The 25174-nt window shown below is 62.6% G+C and carries 28 protein-coding genes; 17 read left to right on the plus strand and 11 right to left on the minus strand.

Features of this window, described 5'->3' with window-relative positions; all coding sequences use genetic code 11:
- The first annotated feature begins 145 nt into the window (after positions 1-145).
- On the plus strand, positions 146-628 hold the full coding sequence (locus NKJ89_RS23260; protein WP_352605940.1) for a hypothetical protein: 483 nt from the start codon (positions 146-148) through the stop codon (positions 626-628).
- 317 nt (positions 629-945) lie between these two features.
- Positions 946-1413, plus strand: coding sequence for a hypothetical protein (locus NKJ89_RS23265; RefSeq protein WP_352605942.1), 468 nt, complete (start codon positions 946-948; stop codon positions 1411-1413).
- Positions 1414-1488: 75 nt separating this feature from the next.
- Here the strand turns inward: NKJ89_RS23265 and NKJ89_RS23270 are convergent, their stop codons facing one another.
- Together NKJ89_RS23270 and NKJ89_RS23275 are read right to left on the minus strand one after the other, a co-directional pair.
- Complete coding sequence (locus NKJ89_RS23270) at positions 1489-2145, minus strand: LuxR C-terminal-related transcriptional regulator (protein ID WP_023762224.1); 657 nt, start codon at positions 2143-2145, stop codon at positions 1489-1491.
- The gene (locus tag NKJ89_RS23275) at positions 2142-3533 is read right to left on the minus strand and encodes a sensor histidine kinase (protein WP_023762225.1); all 1392 of its coding nucleotides are present in this window, start codon (positions 3531-3533) and stop codon (positions 2142-2144) included. Before NKJ89_RS23275 ends, NKJ89_RS23270 begins: the two co-directional genes overlap by 4 nt.
- 172 nt (positions 3534-3705) lie before the next feature.
- Here NKJ89_RS23275 and NKJ89_RS23280 point away from each other — a divergent pair, with 172 nt between their 5' ends.
- The 7 genes from NKJ89_RS23280 to NKJ89_RS23310 all read left to right on the plus strand — a co-directional run bounded on the left by NKJ89_RS23280 (position 3706) and on the right by NKJ89_RS23310 (position 10494).
- On the plus strand, positions 3706-4047 hold the full coding sequence (locus NKJ89_RS23280; RefSeq protein ID WP_031261091.1) for a hypothetical protein: 342 nt from the start codon (positions 3706-3708) through the stop codon (positions 4045-4047).
- Positions 4048-4061: 14 nt separating this feature from the next.
- A complete protein-coding gene (locus tag NKJ89_RS23285) occupies positions 4062-4781 on the plus strand; it encodes a phosphatase PAP2 family protein (protein ID WP_352605944.1) in 720 nt (239 codons plus the stop codon).
- Positions 4782-5172: 391 nt separating this feature from the next.
- A complete protein-coding gene (locus tag NKJ89_RS23290) occupies positions 5173-5406 on the plus strand; it encodes a hypothetical protein (protein WP_352605946.1) in 234 nt (77 codons plus the stop codon).
- 388 nt (positions 5407-5794) lie between these two features.
- On the plus strand, positions 5795-6451 hold the full coding sequence (locus tag NKJ89_RS23295; RefSeq protein ID WP_352605948.1) for a response regulator: 657 nt from the start codon (positions 5795-5797) through the stop codon (positions 6449-6451).
- Positions 6448-7824: a sensor histidine kinase gene (locus tag NKJ89_RS23300; protein WP_352605950.1), complete on the plus strand. Its 1377-nt coding sequence runs from the start codon at positions 6448-6450 to the stop codon at positions 7822-7824. The genes NKJ89_RS23295 and NKJ89_RS23300 overlap by 4 nt, the downstream gene beginning before the upstream one ends.
- Before the next feature lie 167 nt (positions 7825-7991).
- Positions 7992-8966: a glycosyltransferase family 2 protein gene (locus tag NKJ89_RS23305; protein WP_352605984.1), complete on the plus strand. Its 975-nt coding sequence runs from the start codon at positions 7992-7994 to the stop codon at positions 8964-8966.
- Between the two features lie 40 nt (positions 8967-9006).
- Positions 9007-10494 (plus strand): lipopolysaccharide biosynthesis protein, encoded by a 1488-nt coding sequence (locus tag NKJ89_RS23310; RefSeq protein ID WP_352605952.1) that lies wholly within the window; start codon positions 9007-9009, stop codon positions 10492-10494.
- Between the two features lie 368 nt (positions 10495-10862).
- Here NKJ89_RS23310 and NKJ89_RS23315 read toward each other — a convergent pair whose 3' ends face one another.
- A complete protein-coding gene (locus NKJ89_RS23315; RefSeq protein ID WP_352605954.1) occupies positions 10863-11723 on the minus strand; it encodes an SMP-30/gluconolactonase/LRE family protein in 861 nt (286 codons plus the stop codon).
- 112 nt (positions 11724-11835) lie between these two features.
- Between NKJ89_RS23315 and NKJ89_RS23320 the strand changes: the two genes are divergently transcribed.
- Positions 11836-12636, plus strand: coding sequence for a helix-turn-helix domain-containing protein (locus NKJ89_RS23320; RefSeq protein ID WP_352605956.1), 801 nt, complete (start codon positions 11836-11838; stop codon positions 12634-12636).
- Between the two features lie 365 nt (positions 12637-13001).
- Positions 13002-14378: an adenylate/guanylate cyclase domain-containing protein gene (locus NKJ89_RS23330; RefSeq protein ID WP_352605958.1), complete on the plus strand. Its 1377-nt coding sequence runs from the start codon at positions 13002-13004 to the stop codon at positions 14376-14378.
- A gap of 65 nt (positions 14379-14443) precedes the next feature.
- Here the strand turns inward: NKJ89_RS23330 and NKJ89_RS23335 are convergent, their stop codons facing one another.
- The 3 genes from NKJ89_RS23335 to NKJ89_RS23345 are packed head-to-tail and all read right to left on the minus strand — an operon-like array spanning position 14444 to position 16725.
- Entirely contained in the window at positions 14444-15271 is an 828-nt protein-coding gene (locus tag NKJ89_RS23335) for a C40 family peptidase (RefSeq protein WP_352605959.1), read from the minus strand.
- Between the two features lie 51 nt (positions 15272-15322).
- Positions 15323-16255 (minus strand): CHAD domain-containing protein, encoded by a 933-nt coding sequence (locus tag NKJ89_RS23340; protein ID WP_352605961.1) that lies wholly within the window; start codon positions 16253-16255, stop codon positions 15323-15325.
- Positions 16252-16725 carry a CYTH domain-containing protein gene (locus NKJ89_RS23345; protein ID WP_023762240.1) on the minus strand — a complete coding sequence of 158 codons (474 nt, stop codon included), beginning with the start codon at positions 16723-16725 and terminating at the stop codon, positions 16252-16254. Before NKJ89_RS23345 ends, NKJ89_RS23340 begins: the two co-directional genes overlap by 4 nt.
- Positions 16726-16830: 105 nt before the next feature.
- On the opposite strand from NKJ89_RS23345, the gene NKJ89_RS23350 reads away from it, so the two are divergent.
- From NKJ89_RS23350 to NKJ89_RS23365, 4 genes are read left to right on the plus strand one after another with little or no spacing between them, the layout of a single operon-like run.
- Positions 16831-17517, plus strand: a complete 687-nt coding sequence (locus NKJ89_RS23350; protein WP_352605962.1) for a CerR family C-terminal domain-containing protein — start codon at positions 16831-16833, stop codon at positions 17515-17517.
- A 13-nt stretch (positions 17518-17530) separates the two neighbouring features.
- A complete protein-coding gene (locus NKJ89_RS23355; protein ID WP_352605964.1) occupies positions 17531-18484 on the plus strand; it encodes an HlyD family secretion protein in 954 nt (317 codons plus the stop codon).
- Entirely contained in the window at positions 18481-19401 is a 921-nt protein-coding gene (locus tag NKJ89_RS23360) for an ABC transporter ATP-binding protein (RefSeq protein ID WP_352605965.1), read from the plus strand. Before NKJ89_RS23355 ends, NKJ89_RS23360 begins: the two co-directional genes overlap by 4 nt.
- On the plus strand, positions 19398-20534 hold the full coding sequence (locus tag NKJ89_RS23365) for an ABC transporter permease (RefSeq protein WP_023762244.1): 1137 nt from the start codon (positions 19398-19400) through the stop codon (positions 20532-20534). Before NKJ89_RS23360 ends, NKJ89_RS23365 begins: the two co-directional genes overlap by 4 nt.
- A 111-nt stretch (positions 20535-20645) precedes the next feature.
- On the opposite strand, the gene NKJ89_RS23370 is transcribed toward NKJ89_RS23365, so the two are convergent.
- Complete coding sequence (locus NKJ89_RS23370) at positions 20646-21629, minus strand: threonine/serine dehydratase family protein (RefSeq protein ID WP_352605966.1); 984 nt, start codon at positions 21627-21629, stop codon at positions 20646-20648.
- A 241-nt stretch (positions 21630-21870) separates the two neighbouring features.
- Positions 21871-22194, minus strand: coding sequence for a hypothetical protein (locus NKJ89_RS23375; RefSeq protein ID WP_352605967.1), 324 nt, complete (start codon positions 22192-22194; stop codon positions 21871-21873).
- Between the two features lie 165 nt (positions 22195-22359).
- On the opposite strand from NKJ89_RS23375, the gene mbfA reads away from it, so the two are divergent.
- Entirely contained in the window at positions 22360-23343 is a 984-nt protein-coding gene (mbfA, locus tag NKJ89_RS23380; RefSeq protein WP_352605968.1) for an iron exporter MbfA, read from the plus strand.
- A gap of 41 nt (positions 23344-23384) precedes the next feature.
- Here mbfA and NKJ89_RS23385 read toward each other — a convergent pair whose 3' ends face one another.
- From NKJ89_RS23385 to NKJ89_RS23395, 3 genes are all read right to left on the minus strand, one after another.
- Complete coding sequence (locus tag NKJ89_RS23385; protein ID WP_352605969.1) at positions 23385-23729, minus strand: antibiotic biosynthesis monooxygenase family protein; 345 nt, start codon at positions 23727-23729, stop codon at positions 23385-23387.
- Positions 23726-24058, minus strand: a complete 333-nt coding sequence (locus NKJ89_RS23390) for an NIPSNAP family protein (protein WP_352605970.1) — start codon at positions 24056-24058, stop codon at positions 23726-23728. The genes NKJ89_RS23385 and NKJ89_RS23390 overlap by 4 nt, the downstream gene beginning before the upstream one ends.
- Before the next feature lie 66 nt (positions 24059-24124).
- Positions 24125-24232, minus strand: coding sequence for a DUF1127 domain-containing protein (locus NKJ89_RS23395; RefSeq protein ID WP_352605972.1), 108 nt, complete (start codon positions 24230-24232; stop codon positions 24125-24127).
- 178 nt (positions 24233-24410) lie between these two features.
- Here NKJ89_RS23395 and NKJ89_RS23400 point away from each other — a divergent pair, with 178 nt between their 5' ends.
- Positions 24411-25085, plus strand: a complete 675-nt coding sequence (locus tag NKJ89_RS23400) for an ArsR/SmtB family transcription factor (protein WP_352605974.1) — start codon at positions 24411-24413, stop codon at positions 25083-25085.
- Positions 25086-25174: the final 89 nt, after the last annotated feature.

Consider the following 25174-nt stretch of genomic DNA (forward strand, 5'->3'; position numbering starts at 1 on the left):
GAGGGACCAAAGTCCTGGTCAGGCCGAGCAAAGGTCCCTGTCGGTGCGGCATTGGTCGTGGGCCCCCTATGCCAAGGCCACTATGCCGGCAATAGTCGGCCGCTTGCCAAAGCCGGCATCGGCCTGATGTATAGGAGGGTCCGTGATGCGCGGATCGACCCCCACCCGCTTTCGTTGGCTGGCTCTGAGAGCAACATCGGCATTGGCGCTGGCTGTCGCCCCCTATCAACTCGCTTTCCACGGCTCCGCGCCCGGCCCCATTGCCGCAGCCGCACACGCCAAGGATAGCGGACATGATGGTGGCGCTGGTGGAAGCGGCGGAAGCGGCAGCGGAAACAGCGGAAATTCCGGGTCTGGTGGCGGCGACGACGGCGCCAGCAACGATCATGGCACCACCGACAATTCCGGAACCGGAAAAAGCCAAAACGATGGCGGAGCCGGCCATCACGTCAACGCGGCCACTGGCGACAAGGTTGACGTGGATCGCAACAAGATCGAGGTACAGCATCCCGATGGCACCACCGAAGAGATCGCGAACGGCCGTTTCGAGATGAAGGATGCGCTCGGCCGAACGATCGTCGAACGTGCAGCGACGGCGCGCGATTACAGTCGTCTTCAGGCTTTGTGAGGCAGGCCACCCAGGCAAGGGCCTGCTTCGCAGTCACCTCCGCCGCCCCCGGCGGAGGTGACTTGATGTTCGGCGTCTGCCGTCGTCAGGCATCACGGAAACCCAGTATCCCGCTCGACGATGGCGATCGCGGCGCCGTTCATACAAAGCTAATATAGCATGCGATTAGGACTTTAGTCCAATCTTGCGCTTGCAAAGGTCCTGGGTGACAACGGCAACGGTCGGAGGTCGCTTCCGGGCACCGCGTCTTTCGGCGATGTTGGTTGCAACTGCAACGTTGAAGGTGGGCGCGCCGGGCTCAATCGACGGAGATCAGGATGCACAGATCGCTCACAACGCCTCGTTGCCGGCTTGCACTTAGATCCGCGGCTGCGCTGGCGTTGACCATCGCTCCCTATCAAATTGCCTTCCACGGCTCCGTTCCCGCGATTTACGCCGCCAGCGCACAGGCCGGCAAGGGCGGTGGCGGCAACGGCGGCGGTGGTGGAAACGGCGGTGGCGGAAATGGCGGCGGCGGCAATAGCGGTAGCAGCGGGAATGGCAACAGTGGCAATGCCGGCAAGTCGGGTGCCAACAAGGGTAAGAACGGCAACAGCGCGAGCCATGTCAATGCAACGACCGGCGACGAGGTCGACGTGACAGGCAACAAGATCACAATCCGGCATCCCGACGGCATAACGGAAAAGCTCGAGAACGGTCGTTTCAGGATGGAGGATGCGCTCGGTCGCACGATCATCGACCGCCGGGCCACACCGGCCGACGTCGGCCGTCTCAAGGCCTTGTGAAGCCGACCAACAGGCAACGGCCGGCTTCACACGTCACCTCCGTCGCCCCCGGCGGAGGTGACCTCGTTTGGGGGTTTAAGACTGGTTGCGGTCGCGCAGCTCACGCATCATCAAAGCCGCTTCGGTGCGGTTCCGCACATTGAGTTTCGACAGCACCCCGGTCATGTGATGCTTGACGGTCTTCTCCTGCAGCTCCAGCCGCAACGCGACTTCCTTGTTGCTTAGCCCCTCCGCCACCAGCCGCAGAATTTCCGTCTGCCGTTCCGTGAGTTGCCGCAGCCGGTCCGCATTGCCGTTGGTCGGATGCTGGGACTGGAGATCCGAAAGCAGGCGAGCCGAAAGCGTCGGCGAAAGATAGCTTTCGCCGGCCGCCACGCTGCGCAGGATATCGGCAAGCGCGCGCGATCCGATGCCTTTGAGCACATAGCCGCACACCCCTGCATTCAGGGCCATGGTCACATCGGCATTGGCCTCCGAAACGGTCAGCATGACTATCTTCTGGGCGGGATGGCCGGCGAGGATCCCTGCAACCGCGGCCAGGCCGCCGCCCGGCATCGAAATATCGAGCAGCAATATGTCCGGCCGAACGGTCGAGACGATGCGTTCGGCATCCTGCGCCGTGGCACCCTCGCCAACCATATCGAAGCCTCCGATCTCCGATAGGCTGCGAGTCACACCTTCGCGGAAGAGGGGATGATCGTCGACAATGGCGATGCGAATGACACCAGTCATGCTTGCTCCTCGACCGATAGACGGATTACCAGACGCGTGCCTTGCGGCCCGGTCAAGGTTTCAAACTGGCCGCCAATGCTTTCGACCCGCTCTCTGAGGCCGGCGAGCCCGAGGCCCTCGTCCCGTGCCGGATCGAAGCCTGGCCCGGCATCCGATACTTCAACGTAAAGCCTGCCACCCTTCATTCCGGCACTCACCGCCTGATCCTTGCCTCGCGCGTGGCGATAGGCGTTGTTCAGCCCTTCCTGCACGAACCGATAGATACTGATCTTCTCCGACGCGCCGGGCTCTGGCAACTGTCCGGCCAGCGTGAGGGTCACGGACGTTCCCGTCCTCAGCTGGTGTTCGTTGACGGCCAGCCGCAGAATGTCGTTTGCGGCAGCCGTTTCGATCTGCGGCAGGACGAGGCCGGTGCAGATACCGCGTATCTCGCGCAACGCATCCTCCAGTGTCTTGCGGATCATCGCGACCTCGGTGGAGCGGCTTTCGCCCGAATGGCCATCGCCGGAAAACACCGGACTATCCATGCGCAGCGCCGCCAAGGCCACGAGTTGCGCCGGACCGTCATGCAGATCGGCGCCGATTCGGCGCAAATACCTTTCGTTGAGCGCGGTGGCGCGACGGGACGCCCGCTGCACGCGCACTCGCAAGGCGCTGTTCTGCGTCACCAGGCCCTGCAGCTCCGACACCTGGCGGCGCAGCGCCCCGCGCTGATCGTCGATGGTGCGGCTGCCGCGCAGGACGATGCCGGACAGGAGCAGGAAGGCCGCCAGCGTCGCGCCGGCGACGATCAGCCAACTTGACCACAAAGCGGAAGCCAGCGTGGCTTTGAAGTCGTCGGCGATCTCATAGAATTCGGTGACTGCCACCACCTCGCCGGACCACGGCTCGCGCACGGGATTGTAGATCTCCAGCAATGGCAGGCCGGAAGCCTTCTCCTCACCTTCACTATCATCGAACGTATTGAATTCGGCGACGACACTGCCTTTGAAGGCGGAACGCAGATTGTCGCTCGGATCGAAGCGGCGGCCGATCAGCGCCGTCTCCTTGGCGTAGAGAACCGTGCCGTCACGGCTCCAGAGCTTGAAAGATACGAGGCGCTTGCCGAGCGCGCCCTGGCCAAGCGTCTCGTCTAGCGCCTGCTTGACGGAGTCGCTGAGCTTCTGTTGCTTGCGCAGGTCCGGGAGCAGGGGCGCAATCACGCTGTCGACATACAGCGCCGTCGTGGCGGCCGAATTGCGGATGACGCCATCCCGGATCTGACCCGTCACCCAGGCTCCCACCACCAGCATGACGGCCAGCAGGCCAAAGCCACCGGCAACGACGAATTGCAGGGCAAGGGAAAGCTCGCTCCAGCGCCGCGCCAAGTTTTGAACAATACGAATCATGAGCCCCTGACCGCCCTTCAATGATAGGCTGGGCGATTTCAATACATTGGGCTTCCGCCTTGCTGTTGCCAAGGCCTACGTTCGGTCGAGGTCGCTTGACGTCCCGGCACGCTTCGGAAACAACGTCCGCGAACTCACGCGGCGGGAGCTGCTTCGAGAGGGGGATGAAACATTGAGTCTTTCGGGATTGCTTCAGCTCGGCTTTTCGACGGTCATCTTCCTGCTGGCGGCCACCGCCGCCAAACAGTGGGGCCTTGCGCCGAGCCTTGGCAAGATCCTGCTGACGCTGGCGCTCTATTCCTTGGGCAATCTGATCATGCTGCGGCTGATCCGCGAATTCGGCATGTCGGTGTCATTCAGCCTGTCGGCAGTCATCCAGCTGGTTTCAGTGAATGCCGTCGCGCTGGTCTTTTTCGGCGAGCGCGTCAACGCGTTGCAGGCCACCGGCATCATTCTGGCAATCGCAGCCGTGGCACTGATCACGCTCGGACCCTATCTACAAGGCCGATTGTAACGGGCGAATTGCCGATGAAGAACGCCGCGAACGCTCTGCTCAACCGTGTCGAATTCCCGGTGCTTCTGGCCGGTCTGGTCATCGCCGCCGGCCTGTGGGGGCTCGAGGAATTGATCGAGGTGGCGCGGGCCGCCACGCCGCACGCTTTCGACACCGAAATCCTGCTCGCGTTCCGCAAGGCAGGCCAGCCCGACAGTCCGATCGGTCCGCCCTGGCTGGAGGGGGCGATGCGCGACATCACCAGCCTGGGCAGCGGCAGCGTCGTGGTGCTGATCGTAGCAGCGGCAATTTTTTATCTCTTGCTTATCCGCAGGCCGGCGACCGCCCTTTTCGTCTTTGTGGCGGTGGCCGGTGGTCAGGTGCTGTCCAGCCTGCTGAAAGCTGGCATCGACCGGCCCCGCCCTGAACTCGTCTCGCATCTCGCCAACGAGACAACGCTGTCTTTTCCGAGCGGCCACGCCATGCTGTCGGCGGTGACGTATCTGACGCTCGGCGCGCTGGCAGCGCGCTTTCTGCCTGGGCGAACGACGAAGATCTATGTGTTGTCATTGGCGGTGCTGACGACGCTGCTGGTCGGCATCAGCCGCGTCTACCTCGGTGTGCACTGGCCGTCGGATGTGCTGGCCGGCTGGTGCGCCGGCTTCGCCTGGGCGATGCTGTGCTGGCTCGCTGCCCGTGCATGGCAGCGGTGGCGCGCGCAGCGCCTGAACGGCGGCAAGGAGACTGGAGACTAGAGCCGGGAGACTAGATCAGCCGGTTGATCAGCCCATGCCCGCAACCCGTTAGCAGGAAAACCACCGACAGCAAGCATGCCGATGTCGTGAAGGTCTTGAAAATAGCCAACCGCGTTATCCCCCTGCCCGTTTGGAACACCCTAACGCGCAATCCTCGGGAAGTATCCTGAAAAATGGCTGCTGGTGATTGGGCGCTAAGAACTCGATGACCAGCAGCGCGCCAGCGAGGCTGCAACGGTCGCCAATGGTTTGGTATCTATCTTTGCACTTCGAGCGACACCGTCGTCGCTTGCAAAACCCGGGCGCTGTGCACTGACGGTCTCATCGGTATCGGCGGCGCCGCGAATCTGTGCTAAGCCGCCGCCGCCTAACCAACCAAAGGACGACCCCTGTGAGCGAACTGACCGTGGCCGAAGCGATCGAACGCATCTATGCCTCGCTCCGGGCGGATAATGCCGACCTCGACGTACATATCGCGAGCCTTAAGGCAGCGCTGGCACGAGAGGGAACAAAACAGGCGGTGTTCGTTCCGACCAAGCTGGCGCAGAACAACCGCTCGGGCCGCAAGTTGATGCAGGCCTATTTTCGGCAGCACGGGGTAAGCGTCAGGTTCTCGGATCAGTAGAACCGCGCGGGTTGAAGGTTGGCCACTTTTTCGAGCACCCCGCGAACACGCATGTCACGGGCCTGCCTCTTGCCGCGGTCGGCGACCGTTCAAAGGCTGTGATGATGGCGGATTATCGAAGCCTCCGGGTGATGCATGACGCCGTCGAGAGTGGGTGCGTGATCATTCTCATGGTCAGGTACTTACCTCGTTTTCTCTGGCCATGGGGTTTCGCGGGCCGAAGCTGACGGTCGCGGCCGCATCGCCGGACCTCCTCTCGCTTGCTCTCGCAACCGTGACGAGACGCCCCGCCCGTAACCTGATTTTGCCCGCAAAATGCCGCGATGGCGTCCTTGGTTCACAATCGGATCGGGAATTCAGGCGGTTCACCGCAACGGAAAGGCATCGCATGCGGCTGCTTCTGGTTGAGGACGATTTGATCCTCGGCTCTTCGCTGAAGAAGGCTCTCGAAAAGCATGCCTATGGGGTGGACTGGATGAAGGATGGCGAGGCTGCGATCGCGGGGCTCGAGGACCTCGCCTTCGACGTGGTCGTGCTCGACGTCAACCTGCCTGGGGTGAACGGGATTGAGGTCCTGCGCTCGGCGCGGAAGAATCGCAACGCCGTGCCGATTCTTCTGCTTACCGCCCGTGATACGTCCCTGCAGAAGGTCGAAGGGCTCGACAACGGAGCCGACGACTATCTGGTGAAGCCGTTCGATCTCGACGAATTGCTGGCACGGTTGCGCGCCCTCATGCGCCGGCGGGAGGGCCGCACCGAGATCATCCTGAAAAGCGGCCCTATCGAAATGGATCCGGCGGCAATGGTAGTGCGCGGCGCCGAGGGCCAGATCGCGATGACCGCCAAGGAATTCCGGCTGCTCAAGCTCCTGATGGAGCGGGCGGGCAAATACGTCACCAAGAGCGACATCGAATACGCGCTCTACAGCGCCGACAGCGCGGTGGAAAGCAACACGACCGAGGTCATCATCTACAATCTGCGCAGAAAGCTCGGCGCCGACTTCATTCGCTCCATCCGGGGCGTCGGCTACATGATCGAGCCATGAGGCGCCTGACCCTTACCTGGAAGCTCTTTCTGCGGATAACGCCGACGATCCTCGTCGCCATCGCAGTCATCGGGGTGCTCGCCTTCCGCTCCGCCAGGCGCGAGATCGACAACATCTACGACGCCAAGCTGATCAATGACGCCAACGTGCTCTGGACGCTGCTGGAACATCAGATCGAAGAGCCGGGCAACCACCCGCCCAGGCAGGTCAAGGATATGGACTTTGCGATGGGCAACCAGCTCGCCATGAACGATCAGGCGGACGACTATGCCGACGCGCACGTATTTCGCCTGTGGAAGGACGGCAGGATCCGTATCTTTACCAACGGCGCCTTCCCCGAGAGTGTTCCAGTCCAAAGGGCCGGCTTCACCGAGCTGAATTATGCCAACGAGCGATGGCTCGTCTATTCGCTGCCGATCCCGAACACCGGCATCGTCGTGGAAGTCGGCGAAAAGCGAGCCCTTCGCGACACGCTGGTGTCGAACATCATGCTCAATCTGTTCTTTCCGCTGCTGGTGTTGGTGCCGGTCATCGGGCTGCTGGTTTGGTATGGCATCAGCAACGGCCTGGGACCCATTCACGGCCTGGTCCGCCAGATCCGCAGCCGTTCGCCCGACGACCTCTCCGTCATCGCGATCGATGCGTTGCCGCGCGACCTGCTTCCGTTGGGCATGTCGGTGAACCAGTTGCTCAGCAAGCTCGACCGGTCGCTGACGGCGGAAAGGCGCTTCGCCGACCAGGCGGCGCACCAGCTGCGAACGCCTCATGCCGGGATAAAGCTTTTGCTGCAGATGCTGGCGCATGCCGACAGCGAAACGGAGCGGGAGACGATCCTCGCCGACCTGACGGCCAGCAACGACAAGGCCACCCGCCTCGTCAAGCAGATGCTGGAGGCGGCGCGCATCAGCCATCAGCCGGTCGAGCTGAGAGTGGTCCGACTCTATGATGTCACCGCATCGGTGATCGCCGAGTTCGGCACGATCATCACGCTCAAGCGGCATGATGTCTCGCTCGACGGAGCCGAGGCAGCCGAGGTCAAAACGGACGAACCCATGCTTCGCCTGTTGATAGGCAATCTGATCGACAATGCGATCAAGTACACGCCGGCTGGCGGGAAGATCAAGGTCTCGATCTCGTCTGAGCCCGGCGCCTGGGCGCTTTCAATCACCGACAGCGGCCCAGGCATCGCCCCTCAGCATCGCGAGGCGGTATTCCGCCGGTTTTATCGCGTGAATGTGCCCGAGGTGGAAGGAAGCGGACTGGGCCTCGCCATCGTCTCGGGCATCGTCGAGCGCCTTTCCGCGAACATCGCCCTCAGCACGCCTTCGCCCGGCGGTGGCCTTCACGTCGCGGTGACGTTGCCGCAAGCCTGAAGGCACAACCCTGCTGATCGGCACAGCGTGAGGCTTCGGCTTCAATTTCAGTTTCGCTTCATCGCGGCCTAATCCTGATCTCAGCGACGGCTGATAGGGAGGTGCGGCTTTCTCAAGAACCCGGGAATTGGCGGGATCCACCGGGTTCGTTTCCCCGGAGGTTTCCGATGAACGCTAATTTTCGTTTCCCTGCCCAGAAACCGCCCTTTGCACGCCCTACTGTTTCGGTCTTGATCGCCGCCTACAACGCGGTTCCGTTTCTCGAACGCGCCGTCAATTCCGCAAGGGCGCAGGGAGATGCAGTTATCGAGATCATAGTCGTCGATGATTGCTCGACCGACGCAACCCTGGAGGTTGCCGGAGCAATGTCGCGGCAGGACAGCCGCGTCAAAGTCGTTCACCTGCCCAGGAATGGCGGACCTTCAGCCGCCCGCAATGCCGGCCTGGAGGCTGCCAGAGGCGACTGGATCGCAATCCTGGATGCCGATGATGCGTACGCGCCCGGGCGGATGGAGCGGCTTGTCGAGATTGCCGCTGCACAAGACGCCGATATCGTCACCGACAAGTTCTCATACTACGATCCGGCAAGCGACGCCTCCAGTCCCGCGACCATCGCGTTCACCAAAGATACGACGCTGATCGACATCGAGACGTTCCTGGCGCATGCGAGGCCCTTTGGCGTCGACACGGACTGGGGTCTGCTCAAACCGGTCTTCAGGCGAAATTTCCTGGCGGATCGATCGCTGCGCTACCCCTCCAATTCTCGTCATGGCGAGGACTTTCTTTTTGTGACGGATGCGCTGCTCGAAGGCGCAAAGTACGTGGCCAGCGACTTTCGGGGCTACTTGTACACCCATCGAGGCGCCGGCTGGAGCAGGACGAAGGTGAACTACGACGGCCAGGTGGATCAGTCGCAATCGCTTTTGCTCGATCGACGGCTGTCAGGCAATTCGAGACTTGTTTCCCTCCTCAAGGAGCGCATTCGCGCCATGAAGCGCCTGTCGGCCGAGTACAAGACCCAGGCACTGATCGCCGAGAGGAGGTTGTTGCCGCTTGCGACCGCCGGGATGATGGATTGGCGGATCGCCGCGTCGATCCTGCGGAAGGCCAAAAACAAAATCACGACTGTTCAAGCTGGTTGAAATGGCCCAGGTCAAGCGATTTGCATTTTCTGAAAGCCGGATGTCACGGGCCGAACTCAAGGTCGCCTCGGTGAATGGGGCGGCCATCAACTTCGGGTCGCAGGCGCTGAAGTTTCTGATGCAATTCTGCTACCAGATCCTCATTGCCCGGCTTCTTCTGCCCGAGGATTTCGGCATCGTGGCGATGGCGGCGCCATTGTTCGCGTTCGCGGCGCTGTTTTCGGATTTCGGCCTGACCCAAGCCACGGTCCAAAGGGATGAAATCAACCAGGAGCAGCTCAGCTTCGTCTTCTGGGTCAATGTCGGGCTGAGCGCGGCAATCTGCCTGGCGGTGATAGCGCTTGCCCCGGCAGCAGGTGCTTTTTTCAGAGAGCCCCGGGTCGTGCCCATCGTGACGGGCCTTAGCGCCACCTTTGTGATTGGCGGTCTCTGCGCCCAGCACATGGCCTTGCTCAATCGACAGCTTCTCTTCTCGAAAATAGCCCTGGTCGAGTTGTTCAGCTTTCTGGTCGGGTCCGTGACAGGGCTGCTTTTTGCCTGGAACGGCTTCGGATACTGGGCCCTCGTCTACAGCCAGATAGCGGTATCGCTGACCACACTTTTGCTGGCCTGGTGCTTTGCCGGATGGGTTCCGAGCAGGCCTGCTCTGCAAACGCAGAACTTCCATCTGTTGAATTTTGGCGCCAACATAACGTCCTTCAATTTCCTGAACTTTTTCGCCAGGAATTTTGACAACATATTGATCGGCCGCTACCTCGGCGAGATGCCTCTCGGCATCTATGACCGGGCATACAAGCTGCTCTTGCTGCCGCTCAGCCAGATCACCACGCCAATAGCGAAAGTCGCGCTTCCTTCGCTTGCGAGAACCCTGAACGAGCCGGAAACATACCGCCGTTTCTATTTCCGAATGCTGGAACTGATAATTCTCGCCACCTACCCGGCAGTGATATTCGCCATCATCAACAGCCAGCTGCTCATTGTCACGTTGCTGGGGCCGCGATGGTCGGAGGTTTCGCAGGTATTTTCCATTCTTGCCTTTGGCGCCATCTTCGCGCCGATCAGCAGCAGCACCGGCTGGCTTTTCATCAGCCAGGACCGGACCAGGGAAATGCGAAACTGGGGCGCCCTGAGCTCCACCCTGTTTGTCGCCTCTTTCTTGTGCGGATTGCCGTGGGGAATAAGTGGGGTCGCGGCCTTCTACATAGGCGTTGGCACCATCCAGGGCCCGATCCTGTGGTGGGGGGCGACAAGGCGCGGTCCACTCGACTTCAGGCAGTTGCTGGAGACCCTGTGGCCGTACTGTATCTCGGCGATCATAACCGGCGTCCTGGAATACAGCCTGAAGGCATCGCTGCCAGGCACTTTCGTGACGCTGTTGATCTCTCTCGTCGCGTCCTATGTCATTTTCCTGGGCGTCGTCATGGTGTTCAGCTCAAGCCGCAAAGGGATCATCGAGCTGGCCTTTGAGGCAAGCGTGATGGGAGGCCGCTTCTACCGGAAATTCGCCCATGGTGGCTCGGTTCCGTGACCTGGGCTTTTGCCGATATTCGCCGGGATGACTGTATGCCTGGCGGTGCGGCGAGGCCTTGGCGCGGCCGAGCACGTTGCGCGGCGTCTGTTCGCCCTGGCGGAGCCAGCGCCCTGGTGCCCCGAACGACCAGCTCCGGAACCCAAAAAGGGGGCCGTCATTTACAATACAAATGGGACCTTTGCGCCGCAAAGCGGTGCCGCAGTAGAATCTCTGCTTTCGGATACCCGCGGGCAACGTCGTTGCGGCTAAGATGGGGTCGTTGAACGAACCCAAAGGCGACATCAAACATCTGCTTGGCAATGTCGACCATCTCACGGCTGTTGGCGAAAGTCTCGGAGATCGGCCCTGAGGCGCCGATCTGGCTCTCAGTCGAGCTTTAGCGCCGCCACCTCGCCCTCGTTCATCAACGGCACATAGAGGATCGACTCGCCGTCGGTGCCGATGTCGGCGCTGCCGGGCTTGAAATGCGCCACCGCTTCCGGTGTGCCGCTGGGACGATAGCGGTAGAGCGTGCCGGTCATGTAGGCGGTGGCGTAGATGGTGTCACGAATAGCGAAGACGCCATCGAGGTCGGCGAATTCTTGAGCGCCCGGCAAGGGCGAAACCATCTTGCTGGCGATGTCGACCGAAAGCAGCCCGCCCGGCTCAGCCGTGCTGAAATCTGGCTTGATACCCTTGCCCCAGGAGGCGACGATCAACCTGATACCATCGGCGAAGATGCCGTTGGGCGAAGCCAGCATCGCGTCCTTGACGAACAGTTCCGGGCGGTCGCCGTCGATGCGGTAGATTGTGTCGGCCAGCATGTCGGTGACATAGACCTTGCCTGATCGGTCCGATGTCATGTCGTTCAGGAAGACCGCGTTCGGCACGGCGATGCTGGCGACGAGTTTGCCGCTGGCGAGATCGACGACGCGGACCTTGGTGATGTCGGCGACATAGAGCTTGCCGCCCGATATTGTCATGCCCTTGGGTGCGTCCATGCCGTCGGTCCAGTGTTGGGTGACGGTTTTGCCGTCCAAGGACAGCACGCTGAGATAACCGTTGCCGTCGGCCTCACCGGGATTGCCAACGATGTTGGAGACGATGATGCGGTTGTTGGCGGCATCGAACAGGGCCGATTCCGGCTGTTCGAGACCGGTGGCGCGCCAGAGTTCGCCGGCCTCGACGGCGGGCGCCGCCGCGATACCGACGATTGCGAGAAACGCTGTGGGGATGAGGCTGTTCATGGCTGTCTCCTGTGATGACAACGGAAACCTATGATTTTCGATACTTTCCGGAAAGGCCGATTACCACTAGTATCGAAAGTCGATACGAAACTGCAGGCAAGAGGTGCATTCCATGAACGGCCTGATCTTCGACGCGTTGAAGCGGACACTGAAGGCGAAGGGTGTCACCTATCGCGAGCTCGCCGAACGCATGGGTGTTTCCGAGCCGACGGTGAAGCGCATCTTCCACGAGCGCAACTGCAAGCTCGACCGGCTGATGGAGATCTGCGCTGCTGCAGGCGTCGAACTCGAGAACGTGCTCGGCTCGATGAACAGGGGGCCAGGGCCCGTCAACCACATCGCGCCGGAGATCGAGCGTAGGCTCGCCGGCCGGCCGGCACTGCTGTTCATCTTCGTCATGCTGTCGGAAAAGTTCACGCCCGAGGGCATCATGCGCTCGCAAGGTCTGAGCGAAGCCTCGATGTTTCTCTACTTGCGCGACCTGGAGGAACTCGGCCTGATCTCGCTCGGACGGGGTCTGTCGGCGAGATTGCTGGTCGAGACGCCGATCCAGTGGAATTTCGAAGGGCCGCTGCGGCCGCTGTTCGAAATGACCAACAAGAACTTCATCGGCTGGGCCATCACCCATATCGATAACGAAGCGAGCTTCGTCAGCTTTAGCAGGCGAATGCGTCCGGAGACGGCGGAGATGGTGCGGCGCGAGGCCGAGGATTTGGCCGATCGCGCCAGATTGCTGGCCCATCACGATCAGCATACGACGCCGGAGGACGGGCTGGTCGGCTACAAATGGACGTTTGCCTTTGGTGCAACGCCATTTCCCGCGATCATGCCAATCGGACCGCATCCGCGCGACGCCGGCGCGTTCGATCGGCCCGCCGCTCCCGCAAAGGGACGCCGCCCGTTACCGGCCTGACACGGCCAATCATCCCGAGCAGGATAGGGCGCGTTGGGATAGAACAGATCCGGCACCAACACGGTATAGCCCTCTGCAGCCAGGCGTTCCGCCATGCCGCCCAGCGCCGGCCGCGGGCCGAACGCATCCATGTAGAGAATGACGCCGGGCGCTGCGGTTTTTTGGTGATCTTCGTGAAAACCGAAGCCTCCGCCTGTCGTGCTTCGGTTTTCACGAAGATCTTTTGTCCGGACATTTTTGCTCTTTGCAGCCGCGGTTCAAAAATGAAATCACATTCATGATAGAGTTCGCGCACTGATTTGCCAGACTGTAGAGGGCGGGTTTGCCGAATGCGTGACACCTCCCCGTGAAATCGAAGTGATCCTATGCCGACCGCGCCAACACTTGAACTTCGCCGCTATTCGCGCCTGAAAAATTTGCGGGCGCGCGCAGAACGCCAGGGTGCTGCATTGCAGTTCTGGGCCCGTACGGCATCGCTCGCGGTGATCTCCTGCTTCTTTTCATTGATCAGCCGCTGGGATGCTTCGCTGCTCTTCGTGCTGGCGGGCCTCGTGCTGTTCCAGCTCGTCGGCCTGATCCAGTTTCTCTTTGCGCGCCGTCGCACGGCGCGATGGTGGATCGGTTACCTCGTCGGTACGCTGGACATCATTCTGTTGACCGTTCTGCTGGTAACGCCTAACCCGTTTTCCCTGGAGGTCGCGCCGGCCGCGATGCAACTGCGTGAGGGCAGCTTCAAATTCCTGCTGATTTTCGTATGCCTTGGCGCGCTGACCCTTTCGACACGATTGGCGCTCTATCTCGGCGCGCTCGCGGCCTTGACATGGGCGATCGGGGTGGGATGGGTGATTTCTCATCCGGGAACCGTCGTTCCGGCGACGAACCTCTATTCGCTGCCGATGACAGAGCGACTGAACCTCTATCTCAACCCCAATTTCGTCGATACATTTGCGCAGGCGACCAACGTGTTGGTTGTGCTGATTATCGGCGCGATCATGGCGCTGGTCGTCTATCGTTCCCGACATCTGTCGGAAGACTATGTCAAGGCAGAGCGCGCCCGCGCCAATCTCGCCCGGCATTTTTCGCCCAATGTCGTCGACCAGCTCGCCACCGATGACGAGCCCTTCGGCCCGGTCCGCCGGCAGGATATCGCGGTGCTGTTCGCCGACATCGTCGGCTTCACGCACTATTCCGAGGATCATCCTGCCGAAGCAGTGTTCGAACTTCTGCGTCAGTTCCACCGTCGCATGGAACAGGTCGTTTTCGACCACCATGGCACCGTCGATAACTATATCGGCGATTGCATCATGGCGACATTCGGGGTTCCGCAGGCCAGCCATGACGACGCGACTCGGGCCATCCAGTGTGCTGAAGCGATGGTCGCCGCTCTCGAAGACTGGAATGTACAGCGGGTGTCCAGGGGATACCCGCCGCTGGACGTTCGGATCGGTGCACAATATGGCGCAGTGGTCATCGGCGCGGTCGGCAGCGAGCGCAATCTGTCCTTCGCGGTGGTGGGCGACACCGTCAACGTCGCCAGCCGTTTGCAGTCGCTCTGCCGTGAGCTTCAGGCGAATATTTGCTTTGGGTCACGACTGATTGAGGCCGCGAAGGCGGAATCGCCCACGACACAGTTGAATGCGCGCGATCATGGACCGGTGAGCATCCGCGGCCGGGACGAACCGGTCCATGTCTGGATCGAACACGGAGCCGAAAACCAGGGTGCTATTGCGGTTTCGGCGTGATATAGGCCGCCATGTGAAACGCCTGCACCTCGGCTGGATAGCGGTAGGCCGCGCCATAGGGGCCATCACGTGTCTGAGGCGATTTCGCCAGCCTTTGCGGCTGCGGCGTCTGTGCTTGCCTTGTCGTCCCAGACCATCTGCCGGTAGTCGAAACCATATTCCAGCGTCGGTTTGACGATGCGGAAATAGGGCGACAGGTCGAAATCGCGCGGTGTGTAGAGCGAGTGGTGGCGGATGTGCAGGATTTCCTTGCGCGAATAATTCGACTGCGCCGAAGCGCGGCCGGGCGCACGGGTGATCTCGGGCAGGATCGGATAGCGGATCTGGCCATAGGCCTCGGCGATCAGCGTCGAGCAGATCGCCCGCGTCGGGTCGCCGGAGCCGAAGGCCAGCATGCGGCGGCGCCAGCGCACCGGCACCGGCGGCGTCGGGAAGAAGAACCGCAGCATGTCGAAAATGTTCTTGAGGTCGTATTTCAGGCCGAGCTTGCTGACCATGAAGGCGACGACCCTGTCGCGATCCTCCGGCGCCAGTCCGCTCGCCCGGCAGATGCGGGTGTTGTAGGTGCGGTAGCGCGACAACGGCACGGCGACGCAGCCTTCGCCGAGCGTGACCTCGATCAGCCGCCGCCGCTCCGTTCCGTCTTCCGGTTCGGCCAGCGCGTCGCCGACATAGAAGGCCGCATGCGACCAGGTCGACTGGGTCAGGTACTTTATCGCCGCCGAGATCTTCTGGTTGCCCTCGATCAGCAGGATGTCGCCGGGCTCAAGCGTGCGGCGCAGCGTGTCGGCATCGGACGGCGTATAGGGTTCGTAGCCGGAAGATTCTTCCTGCAGCCGGCCGGCAAGCCAGCGGCCAAGTCGATCCAGAAGCGTGTCGACGGGCTCGGTCATGTCCTATGGCGATTAGCATAGGCAGACAGCCGGGCGCCAGCCGCATGTCGGTCAACTGGCGGTCGCATCTTCCGGCGGCGGAGCCAGATCGTCGCGCGCCTTGCGCGCCAGTTTGCGCGTCGAACGTTTGGGGCTGTCGCCGAACAGGCCGGCCGCCTCGGCCAGACAGCTCTTCTTCAGCTGCTTCTCCGACCGCTTCAAAAGCTTGCCCAGAAGCTTCGTGTCTTCGGGCGGTCCGAGCGGACGCTCATCGGCTTCGAGCAGGGCGCGCATCACCAGCACGTCATGCAGGTCGCCCAGCCGCTCGCCCAGTTCGTCGACCGCCTTGCGCCGGGCCTTGATCGGGGCCGGCCACAGCCTGCCGAGCAGCGACAGATGCATGCCGTGAGTCTTGGCCGCCTTGCGCAGATCGTGGAAGTCATTGGCTTCGCCGCGCGATCCGGCCTTGTCCAGCGCCTTCCTAGCACGGCGCAAGGTGATGCGGGCGCCTTCGGCAAGCACGTCCGCGGCCTGTTCCGGCTGATCGGGCAAGGCAAGGCTTTCGATCCGCTTGAGGCCGTCCTCGCAAGCGGCGGTCGCCGCTCCAATCGCCGCTTCGAGCCCGCTGCCTTCGTGCAATTCATGCTGACGCGCGATCAGGCTGTCGCGCACCGCACCCAGCCCATCGTCGGCGCTCTCCTTGGGAAAGCTTGCCGCCAGCCGGTCGATGGTCTCGATCAGCGCCGTCGCCTCGCGTGGACCGGCAAGCAGGCCGGCGACCTTGCGATAGCATTGGTTTTCAGTCTCGCAGAATGCTTCGTCACCGGAACGGACGAGACGCAACAAGGCACGCGCGCTCTTCAACCGCTTGCGACATTTGTGCAATGCCTGTTCCGGCCGGCTCCGCGCGGCGTCAAGGTGATGCAGCGCCCTGCCGATTTCCTCGGCAAGGATACGCCTGACCTCGCCGGTCAGCGGCAGGCGCGGATCGATGCGAAAGCTCATGCGGCGATCTCCGGTATCTCCCCGAGGGCGAGCGACGCGTTGTAGAATTTCTGCTCACCGGTGACTTCACGGCCGAGCCAGTCAGGCAGCATTTCGTCCGGCACGTCCTCCGGTGTCTCGAGTTCGGCGATCACAAGTCCCGCAAGCGGACCGCCAAAGACATCGACTTCGTAGAGATGGCCGCGATGCCTAACATGGTGACGTGTCTTCTCGATGACACGTCCGATGGCGAAATCCAGCATCTCCATCGCCTCCGACAGTGGGATCGAATATTCGAATTCGTCGCGCTCGCGCGCCTCGCTGCCGAATTTGAGCGTCAGCTTGGCGGAAGTGCCATCGCTGATGCGCACGCGCACGGTGCGCCCGGGGCCGGCAGCGAGATAGAACTGCAGGATGCGGATATCCGCCTCGGCCAGTTCTAGCCATGCGGTGCTGGAGACCAGGAATTTTCGTTCGACTTCCTTGCTCATGGCCGCGCACTAAAGCGGTTGCCGCCGCCCATGGCAAGACAATGACGTCCACAACTGGCGTTCGCAGTTTGACTTTAATCAATCGATTGATTAAAGTGCGTCGCCATGATCAAGCAACCCGATGCCAAAATCCTGCGCCGCGAAGCATCTCCTGCCGAGACGACACGAGCGGCCCTCGTCAAGGCGGCGCTTAAACTGTTCGGGCGGCGGGGTTTTGACGGCACTTCGACGCGCGAGATCGCGGCCGAGGCGCAAGCCAATATCGGTTCGATCGCCTACCATTTCGGCAGCAAGGAGGGCCTTCGTACTGCTGCCGCCGACTTCATTGTCGAGACCATCCAGAAGGTCGCCGGCCAGGCACTCGGCAATGCGCAGGCTCCCATGCCGGGCGGAGCGGGGGCGGCGCAGGCCCAACTATTCGCGGCGCTGGAACGGATGGTCGGCTTTGTCGTGGCCAGTCCGCAGGCCGGCGAGATCGTGCAGTTCGTTCTGCGCGAGCTTTCGCATCCGACGGCAGCCCTTGACCGCATCTATGATGGCGTCTTCGAGCCGACGCATCGCCGGATGTGCCAGCTCTGGGAACAGGCGACCGGCGAGCCGGCCGAAAGCGAGGCCACAAGGCTCATCGTGTTCACGCTGATCGGACAGGTCATCTATTTCCGCATCGGCCGCGAGGCGGTGATGCGCCGCATGGGCTGGAACGACATCGGCGCCGCCGAGGCCGCCAAGGTGGTGGCGGTCACATCGGGCAATCTCAAAGCCATACTGGCTGCCCGGAAGAGGCAAGGATGAAGGGGCAAAGACCATGAGCTTCCTGTGTGCGCTGCCGCTCGCCGCGCAGCTTTTCGGTGCCTGTGCCCCGGCTCCTCCGCTGGCCGTCGGCTATGTCGAGGGCGACTATGTGCTGCTGGCGCCGATCGAGGTGGCGCAGGTCGAGACGGTCACTGTGAAACGCGGCGACCGAGTGGTGCCCGGCACGACCGTGGTGACGCTGGAAAGTGCCGATATGAAGATCGCGGTGGCGCAGGCCAAGGCCGGGTTTGCCCAGGCGCAGGCGCAACTGGCCGACCTGCAGATCGGCAAGCGGCCGGAAGAGATCGCGGTGCTCAAGGCTCAGCTCGACATGGCCAGCGCCCAGGCCGCTGATGCCAAGCGCAAATACGACCGCGCCGCTGATCTGTTCAAGCGCGGCGCCGGCACGCAGGCCGATTTCGACACCGCGTCGGCGACGCTGGAGACGGCCAATGCACAGGTCGGCCAGGCCAGTGCCAATCTCGCTGTCGGCGGCCTGCCGGCGCGGCCGGAGACGATCAAGGCCGCCGACAATCAGGTCAAGCAGGCTCAGGCGACCTTGGAGCAGGCTGAGTGGCGGCTGTCGAAGCGGGTGCTGGCAGCCCCTTCGCCAGGCCGTGTCAACGATGTCATCCGCAATCCGGGCGACACGGCCGGTCCGACCGCTCCAGTCATTTCCATCCTGCCCGACGGCGCGGTGAAGCTCAGCGTCTATATCCCGGAGAGCGCCTTCGCCTCGATCAAGGTCGGTACCTTGCTCAGCGTCCGTTGCGACGGCTGCGGCCCGGATGTAAAGGCACGCGTCAGCTATGTCTCGCCCGATCCGGAATTCACCCCGCCGGTGATCTACTCCTTGGAGAACCGGCAGAAGCTGGTCTACCTCGTCGAGGCGCGGCCGGAGGGCGATGCCGGCCCGCTGCAGCCGGGCCAGATCGTCGATGTCGACCTGGCGGATGGCGCAAAATGAACGCAATCGACGTCCGTGGGCTGGTCAAACGTTTTGGCGGCAAGGCCGTCGTCGACCATGTCACGATGACGGTCGCCGAAGGCGAGATCGTGGGCTTTCTCGGACCCAACGGTTCGGGCAAGACCACCACTATCCGCATCATGTGCGGCCTGCTGACGCCTGACGAAGGCGAAGGCACGGTGCTGGGCTTCAACATCCGCACCGACAGCCTGCGCATCAAGCGCGAGGTCGGCTACATGACGCAGAAATTCTCGTTCTACGAGGATCTGACGATCGGCGAGAATCTCGAATTCGTGGCGCGGCTCTACAGGCTGAAGCCAGTCGAGGAACATGTCGCCAGGACGCTTGAAGACCTCGGCCTGGCGACGCGCCGCAACCAACTGGCAGGCACGTTGTCCGGCGGCTGGAAGCAGCGTCTGGCGCTCGCCGCCTGCATCATGCACCAGCCGAAATTGCTGCTGCTCGACGAGCCGACGGCTGGCGTCGATCCAAAAGCCCGGCGCGAGTTCTGGGACGAGATCCACCGGCTCGCCGCTGGCGGGCTGACCGTGTTGGTCTCCACCCACTATATGGACGAGGCCGAGCGCTGCCACCGCATCAGCTACATCTCCTACGGCAAGATGCTGGCCACCGGCACCGTCGCCGAAGTGGTCAGGAATGCCGGACTGACCACATTCGTCGTGCAGGGTCCGCAGCTCGACCAGGTGGCCGAAGCGCTACAAGGCCGCCCGGGTGTCGACCAGGTGGCGCCGTTCGGCGCGACACTGCATGTCGTCGGCTCCGACAAGAAGAAGCTTGAGGCGGCACTCGCCGATGTCGAAAGAGAGCACAAGGGCGTGAAAGTTTCGGCGGGTGAAACCAGTCTCGAGGATGTCTTCATCCAGTTCATGTCCGGCTCGAAGGACAACATGGCATGAATAACGTCTTTTCCGTCGCCCGGCTTGGCGCCCTGCTGATCAAGGAATTCATCCAGATGCGGCGCGACCGCATCACCTTTGCCATGATGCTCGGCGTGCCGCTGATGCAACTGGTGCTGTTCGGCTACGCCATCAACAATGATCCGAAAAGCCTGCCGGCAGCACTCGTGGCGACGAGCAGTGATCCCTACACGCGAGCCATGGTTTCGGCGCTGCAGACCACCGGCTACTACCGTTTCGACCACGTCTCGCAAAGTGCTGCCGATGCGGAATTCCTGATGTCGCGCGGCGATGTCGCCTTCGTCGTCACCATACCCGCCGACTTCGCCCGGCGGGTCGAGCGCGGCGACAGCCCGCAGATCCTGATAGAGGCCGACGCCACCGATCCGGCCGTAGCCAGCGGCGCCATCTCGACGCTCGGCACCGTCGCCAGCCAGGCCCTGCTTCGGGCGCGCGGCATGCAGGAGGCGGCCGCCGAGGCAGCGCTTGGCCAGCTCCAAGTGGTGGTGCACCGGCGCTACAATCCCGAAGGCATCTCGCAATACAACATCGTGCCCGGCCTGCTTGGCGTTATCCTGCAGATGACGATGGTGATGATGACCTCGATCGCGCTGACGCGCGAGACCGAGCGTGGCACGATGGAGAACCTTCTGGCGATGCCGTCGAGCCCGCTCGAGATCATGCTGGGCAAGGTACTGCCCTATCTGGCGGTCGGCGCCGTTCAGGTGGTGGTTGTGCTGGCGGCGGCGAAGCTCCTGTTCGCCATTCCGTTCACTGGCTCAATATCGCTGCTGCTCAGTGCCGTGCTGATCTTCGTGCTGGCGCTGGTGCTGCTCGGCTATACGATCTCGACCATCGCCCGTACGCAGATGCAGGCGCTGCAGCTCACCTTCTTCTTCTTCCTGCCGTCGATCATGTTGTCCGGCTTCATGTTTCCCTATCGCGGCATGCCGGGCTGGGCGCAGGTATTCGGCGAGATACTGCCGCTGACGCATTTCCTGCGCATCATCCGCGCGGTGATGCTGAAGGAAGCCGAACTGCCGGCGGTCGCAACGGAGATCGGCTGGCTGGTGATGTTCGTGGCATTGTTTGCCGGCGTAGCACTGGTGCGGTTCAGGCGAACGCTGGATTAGACGCCGCCCTGAGCGTCAGGGCGCCTTTGCAACGCAGAAGTCTTGGAAGCCGGCGGGTGTGAAGGATCGCTGCAGCTATCATTCTGCGCCGCTGCAATGCTTCGGAATCAGCTAGGCCGCCGCCATGATCCCGGCATACGTTCCGAAATCGACATTGCCGCCCGACAGCACCACGGCCACGCATTTGCCCGACAGGTCGATCTCGCCCGATGACAGTGCCGCCAGCGCTACGCAGCCGCCGGGCTCGACCACCAGCTTGAGATAGGCCATGGCGTCGCGCATCGCCTGTGCCGTCGCCTTGTCGGAGACAGCGATGCCGCCGGCGAGATTCCTGCGGTTGATCTCGAAGGTGATCAGGCCGGGCTCGGCGGTCAGGATGGCGTCGCAGATCGAGGCGTGGCCGGGCTCGTTCGAAACCCTGGTGCCGGCGGCCAGCGAGCGGCGGGTGTCATCGAAATGCTCGGGCTCCACCGCCCACACCGCGGTGCCGGGCGAGGCGTCCTTGACGGCAACGGAAATGCCGCTCGACAGGCCGCCACCGCCGCAGGGTACGACAACCGCGTCGAGGCTGACGCCAAGCGCTTTTGCCTGGCGCATCAATTCAAGGCCGATCGTGCCCTGGCCGGCAATGATGGCCGGGTCGTCGAAGGGCGGCACCAGCGCCATGCCCTCTTCGAGATAAGGGCGGATCACGGTCATGCGGTCGTCGCGAAAGCGGTCGAATGGTACCACCTCCGCCCCCATCTTGCGTACATTGGCGATCTTCATCGCCGGCGCGTCGGCCGGCATGGCGATGACCGCCTTGACGCCGAACATCGCCGCCGCCGCCGCGACGCCCTGCGCATGGTTACCCGACGAGAAGGCGACGACACCCCGGCTGCGTTCCTCTTCGCTGAGCGACGACAGCTTGTTGTAGGCGCCGCGGAACTTGAACGAGCCGGTGCGCTGCAGCGTCTCCGGCTTGAACAGGATGCGCGCGCCGAAGCGCTTGTTCAGCTCCTGCGATTCGATCAAGGGAGTTTCGACGATCAGACCGGAGAGAAGCGCGGCGGCGGCATGGATGTCGGCGATGCCGGGAGGGATCATGGTGGTCATGCGAGGTCCAGTGGAAGAGACGATGTCCTCGCATGATGCGCGCAAACAGATGTGGCGCACCAATGAAAAAATGTGACCGTTACAAAGTTTGGCGGGGCGACCGCCAACGTCACGGCGCTGTCCCGCCGACATCTGGCGGTCGAGCGCTCAGCCGGGGGCCCGCTGCCTACGGCAGCTCCCCGGTTCGAGCCCTTTGAAAGGTCCACCGGACCTTTCAATTCGCCTGCGGCGAACCGGGCTCTCACCCCAACAGCGTCCGCTGCCGCTTGCTCCCGCCCAGCTTGCGCCAGTTGTTGAACCGGTGCGTGGCAGCGGCGAATGAAATTTTCATCTGCTGGGCGACTGAATAGCGCGACTTGCCCTCGTCGAACATGCGGTAGCAGCACTCGACGCCTTCCTCGGTCAGTTTGCCGTCAGGCGCCTTGTTGTGCGGATTGGCGGGGTCGAATTTCTCAACCTGCTGCTCGACCAGGCCTTTCAGGCGCTGCAGATCGGTTTCGATGCTGGCGATGAGATCGAGAACTGGCTTGGGATCAAAGGGCTGCGGAGGCTGTTTTGCCGTCATCTGCGAATTCCTCGTTCTTGGCTTAGCCCGACTATATAGGTGAACATTCACTGATAATGAAGGCCTTGCCTCGTGCGGGGTTTCAACAATTCTTGACCGCCTGCAATTGACCGACGGCGCGTCAAACCCTAGTTTAGAATTGTTCTAAACTAGGGTGAATTTCTCATGCTTTCCCGCGTCTTCGGCTTCGGCCGCCGTCCCTTCGAATCGCTCTCCGAACAGGAAATCCTGGCGCTGGCCATTTCGTCCGAGGAGGATGACGGACGCATCTACCGCGCCTACGCCGACGGACTGGCTGAAACGTTCCCGCAATCGGCCAAAGTGTTCGAGGAGATGGCCGAGGAGGAGGATGGCCATCGCGACGCGCTGATCGAGCTTTTCCGCGAGCGGTTCGGCGAGCGCATTCCGCTGATCCGGCGCGAGCATGTGAAGGGTTATTACGAGCGCAAGCCCGACTGGCTGGTGAGACCCCTTGGCATCGAGCATGTGCGCAGCCAGGCCGAAGCGATGGAGCGGCAGGCCTATCTGTTCTATGTCGAGGCGGCCAAGCGCACCACCGACGCCTCGACCAGAAAGCTGCTCGGCGATCTGGCGATTGCCGAGCAGGGGCACGAAACGCTGGCGCAGCGTCTGGAGCAAAAGCACGTACCGGGCGAAGTGAAGGACGAAGAAGCCGCCGCCGAGCAGCGCCAGTTCATCCTCACCTATGTGCAGCCGGGGCTTGCCGGGCTGATGGACGGGTCGGTGTCGACGCTGGCGCCGATCTTCGCCGCCGCTTTCGCCACGCATGACACCTGGCAGACCTTTCTGGTCGGCCTTGCCGCCTCGATCGGCGCCGGCATTTCGATGGGCTTCACCGAAGTGGCTTCCGACGACGGCAAACTGTCGGGCCGTGGTTCGCCGGTAAAACGCGGCATCACCACCGGCGTCATGACATCGGCAGGTGGCCTTGGCCACGCATTGCCCTATCTCATCCCGCATTTCTGGACGGCGACAGGTGTCGCGGCAGTCGTGGTGTTCTTCGAACTGTGGGCGATTGCCTTCGTCCAGAACCGCTACATGCAGACGCCCTTCCTGCGTGCCGCCTTCCAGGTGGTGCTGGGCGGCGCCCTGGTGTTTGCGGCGGGTGTGCTGATCGGGAATGCTTGAGCGCGGTTCTCCCTTCTCCCTCAGGGGCGAAGATAGAACCCTCACCCATTCACCGCCCGACTGTCTGCCGGCGCCTCGTCCCGTTCCGTCAGCCCATAGTCGCGCACCACATGCGCGATGCGCAGACGGTAGCCGGCAAAGATGCCGCCGCGGCCGGCCTTCTGCGCCTGCCGGTGTTCGTCGGTGTTGCGCCAGGCCTTGACCGCCTCCTCGTCGCGCCAAAAGGACAGCGACAGGATACGGTTCGGGTCGACCAGACTCTGGAAGCGCTCGATGGAAAGAAAGCCGTCGATGCCGTCGAGCAGCGGCCGCAAGTCGGCGGCGATGCTCAGATAGGCGTCGCGCCTGCCCGCCGCCGGCTCGACCTCGAAAATGACGGCAATCACGGCAGCACCAGTTTCGCGTGCGGGCCTGACGCCAGTGTCAGGAACATGCGATCCTCCTTCACAATGAATCTTTCGCGCTTGGCGAACTCGTAGTTTGCCTTGCCGGCGGGATCGGCGGCAAGTCGGGCGCGATAGGCTTCGTAGGCTGCCAGGCTGTCGATGTTGTAGGCGGCGTAGGCGGTCGTGGCCGAGCCCTCATGCGGCGCGAAGTAGCCGATCAAATCGGCGCCGCAGCGCGGAATGGCCTGGCCCCAGTTGCGCGCATACTCCTCGAAGGCCGCCTTGCCGAACGGGTCGATCTCGTAGCGGATGAAGCAGGTGATGGTCATTGTGGTCTCCTTGGGTTTCTGCGTCGATAGTTCGAGCGGCGTCGAAACATTGTGTTGCCTGGCCCGCTAGGTCTGCCAGAACGATTTCGCGCATTCGCGGCGCACCTCTTCCGGTGTCAGGCCAAGGTCGCGCAGCAGATGATCGTCGATCTCGGCAAGGTCGAGACGCTGCAAATGGCGGTCATACCAGCGGGGCCAGCAGCCGCGTGCGCAGCCAGGTGACGAACGGAAACGATTGACGGCCGGGAAGCGGTGCTGAGGGGGGAAGCGGTTCGTGCGGGCATCGTCGTCTCCTTGATCTGGTCGGAGGATAGTGGTTATCTGACAGGAACGCTTCGATGAGGAACGAACTATGCGTGAAGGACCCGACATCGCCCGCGTCGCCAGCCTGGTCGGCGACCCGGCGCGGGCAAATATGCTGAATGCCCTGATGGGCGGCACCGCGCTGACGGCGAGCGAACTGGCGCTCGAGGCCGGCGTCTCGCTGCCGACCGCCAGCTCGCATCTGGGCAAACTGATGGAAGGCGGCCTGCTGACCGTGGCGAGCCAGGGCCGGCATCGCTATTACGGCCTCGCCGGTCCACAGGTGGCGGGCATGATCGAAGCCATCACCGGTGTCGCGGAGGCGGTCGGGCCGAAGCGTGTGCGGCCGGGTCCCCGCGACGGCGCCATGCGCGTGGCACGCGTCTGCTACGATCACCTCGCCGGCGAGCGGGCGGTGGCGATGCTCGAACGTCTTGTCGCCAGAAAAATTCTTCTGCGCGACGACAAGGAGATCAGGCTTGGGCCGGCGGCCGCGTCGCATTTCGCCGCCATCGGCATCGATGTCTACACCAAGCCGCGCAGGCCGGTGTGCCGCGCCTGCCTCGACTGGAGCGTGCGGCGCTCGCACCTCGCCGGCACGCTGGGTGCCGCCATTCTCGACAAGATACTTTTGGAGAAATGGGCACGCCGCGAAAAGGACAGCCGCGCGGTCATTTTCTCGCCGCCGGGCAAGCAGGCGTTTGAGAGGGTGTTTTTGACGTGACTGTGGCGGTGCCGGTTTCGCGATGTTGGCGGGACAGCACCCCCCTCTGGCCTGCCGGCCATCTCCCCCGCAAGGAGGGAGATTATTCG

Origin of the sequence: Mesorhizobium sp. M0047, from assembly GCF_040323315.1 — a bacterium.
In the GTDB taxonomy this organism is placed as follows: Bacteria; Pseudomonadota; Alphaproteobacteria; order Rhizobiales; family Rhizobiaceae; genus Mesorhizobium.